This window comes from uncultured Eudoraea sp., assembly GCF_947258525.1.
Taxonomy (GTDB): Bacteria; Bacteroidota; Bacteroidia; order Flavobacteriales; family Flavobacteriaceae; genus Eudoraea.
This window is the reverse complement of sequence record NZ_CAMYIP010000178.1, coordinates 1-1826: the sequence shown is the minus strand read 5'-3', so window position 1 is coordinate 1826 and position 1826 is coordinate 1. Positions and strand designations below refer to the sequence as shown.

The 1826-nt window shown below is 35.7% G+C and carries 2 protein-coding genes; both read left to right on the top strand.

Annotated features, from left to right (window positions below; all coding sequences use genetic code 11):
• Positions 1 to 1252 (top strand): dTDP-4-dehydrorhamnose reductase (gene rfbD, locus Q0X89_RS13220; RefSeq protein WP_367177062.1); only part of this gene is annotated, 1252 nt, incomplete at its 5' end.
• Positions 1233 to 1664: an FdtA/QdtA family cupin domain-containing protein gene (locus Q0X89_RS13210; protein WP_297694936.1), complete on the top strand. Its 432-nt coding sequence runs from the start codon at positions 1233 to 1235 to the stop codon at positions 1662 to 1664. The genes rfbD and Q0X89_RS13210, both read left to right, overlap by 20 nt.
• Positions 1665 to 1826 lie beyond the last annotated feature (162 nt).

The window sequence follows — 1826 nt, the reverse complement described above, 5'->3', positions numbered from 1 at the left end:
CGGAGCGAATGGGCAACTGGGTTCTGAATTGCGAGCTCTGGAGTTCCATTATCCTTCCTATAATTTCATTTTTACAGATTTGGAACAACTGGATATTACCGCTTATAGAGCTGTGGAGAAATACATTGAACAAAATGCAATCACAGCGATCATCAACTGTGCGGCCTATACGGCTGTAGATAAGGCAGAAACGGAACCTGCCAGGGCCAATGCCATAAATCACCTGGCCGTTGAAAACCTTGCGAAGATTTCAAAATCAGGGGGTATTACACTCGTACATATTTCAACAGATTATGTGTTCGATGGCACCTCTGATAAACCTTATACCGAAGAAGATGTTCCCAACCCGCAAAATATTTATGGAAAATCAAAACTGGCGGGTGAAAAAGCCATGCAAGGGGTAAATCCATCTAATTCCATAATTATAAGGACCTCCTGGGTATATTCTTCCTATGGGAACAATTTTGTCAAGAATATGATACGATTAGGAAAGGAAAAGGAAAGCTTAAATGTTATATCAGATCAAAGAGGTTCCCCTACCTATGCCAGGGATTTGGCGAAAACAATTTTGGAAATACTGCCAAAATTAAAAAATGAGGATGTAGAACTTTATCATTATTCCAATGAAGGCGTCTGCAGTTGGTACGATTTTGCATTAACCATCTTCACCTTAAAAGAGATATACATAGATGTTAAACCTGTGGAAACCAAGGATTTTTTTACTGTTGCGAAAAGACCGCAATTTAGTGTGTTAAATATTGGTAAGATCAAAAATACCTTTGGTATAGAGATCCCGCGGTTTAAGGATTCTCTGGAACAATGTTTATTAAAAATTAATTTTGAATCTAAAATCATTCAACTTCCTAAAATATTGGATCCCAGAGGAAACTTAAGTTATTTTGAAAACAACAATCAGATTCCTTTTGAAATTAAAACGACCTATTTATTATATGATGTCCCTGGGGGTGAAATTCTGCGAGGTCAATCAATTAAGGAACACAATGAACTAATTGTGGCCTTATCCGGAAGTGTGGATATCACTGTTTTTAATGGTAAAAAAGAAGAAAAGTTTTCATTGAACAGATCCCATTTCGGACTGTTAATCCAGAATGGATTCTGGTGTCAAATGGAAAATTTTGTTACAAATACGGTGGTGTTAGTTGCTTCAAACACCAAATTAAATGAAAATAGTATCATAAGGAATAATGATAATTATGGTAAACAAAAGGATTATGAGAAAGACAGTATTTGATTGTTCCCTTATTGAACTGCCTCGAATTCAAAATAGGTCCGTGAGTCTTACGCCTATCAATAATTATAAGGATATACCCTTTGAAGCAAAGAGAATTTTTTATGTGTATGATATTCCCGGAGGTGTCATTAGAGGAACCCATGCACATAAAGAATGCCATGAATTCTTAATTGCCGGATCAGGTAGTTTTGAAGTACACTTGGATGATGGGAAAGACAAAAAAATAGTAATGCTAAATCAACCATATAAAGGGTTACATATACCGCCTGGTATCTGGGCTTCAGAAACAAATTTTTCTTCCGGTGCAATGTGTTTGGTTTTTGCTTCACATGAATATGAGGAAGATGATTACATAAGAGATTATAATTCTTATTTAGATTATATCAGAACTAGCAAATCTGATTTGCCCTAGAGGGTTTCAAGCCTTCATGGCGCTATGATACCAATTGCTATAATTGAATTGTTACTTTGCATTTAAAAAAGTGTTGGAAGTTTTTAAGTGATTAGGATAAAAAAATATCATGCAGAAGACAAGGAGGCCTGGGATGATTTTATTGATAATTCCAAAAATGGA

Bases quoted from the DNA above. Each gene is read 5' to 3' on its own strand.
- Q0X89_RS13210 (WP_297694936.1), top strand. From the start codon at position 1,233: ATGAGAAAGACAGTATTTGATTGTTCCCTTATTGAACTGCCTCGAATT.